The sequence below is a fragment of the Kitasatospora nipponensis genome, from assembly GCF_039528135.1.
Taxonomy (GTDB): Bacteria; Actinomycetota; Actinomycetes; order Streptomycetales; family Streptomycetaceae; genus Kitasatospora; species Kitasatospora nipponensis.
Map to the genome: position 1 here is coordinate 1 of NZ_BAAALF010001038.1, position 552 is coordinate 552.

General features: G+C 69.2%; 1 protein-coding gene. It reads right to left on the minus strand.

What is annotated here, in order from left to right; all coding sequences use genetic code 11:
* Positions 1-539 (minus strand): thymidylate synthase (locus ABD323_RS44740; protein ID WP_344447697.1); only part of this gene is annotated, 539 nt, incomplete at its 3' end.
* Positions 540-552 lie beyond the last annotated feature (13 nt).

Sequence of the window (552 nt, forward strand, 5' to 3'; positions counted from 1 at the left end):
TCCAAGGCCGCGATGTCGGCGGGTGCGTACTGCATCTGGTTGGTACGCAACACCTCCTCGTGAACAAGGAGTTGCCGGACCTGCTCCCAGCCGGACCCCGCCGGCATCGACTCGGGGGGGAAACGGGCGGGCTGCCCAACGCTGTGTCCCCCCCCGGCAGCCACGTCGGCCAGGTGTAGGAGTTCGGCGACCGCGACGTGCATCGAGCCGACGTGGTGGGTGTAGGTGCCCAGCTCCAGCCCGAGCAGGCGCGCGGCGAACTCCTGGATGAAGGTGAAGGAGAACACGTCGGCGACCAGCCCGCGGTTGGCGTCGTTCGCCCGCATGTAGGCCACCATGTGCAACCGGCCTTCACGGGCAAGCAGTTGAAGGCCAATCAAGCACGGCACATCCGGGCTGGCCGGGTCGTCGAGGGCGCCCGGCCAGAACACCGGCAGGAATGCCCGCTTGGAGTCGCGCTCGGATCGCAGCAGCGCGAGGGCCTGGTCGAAGGGAGCGGGGAACAGGCGCGTCCCGTACGCCGACCCGACGATGGTCACCCCGTCGCTGGAG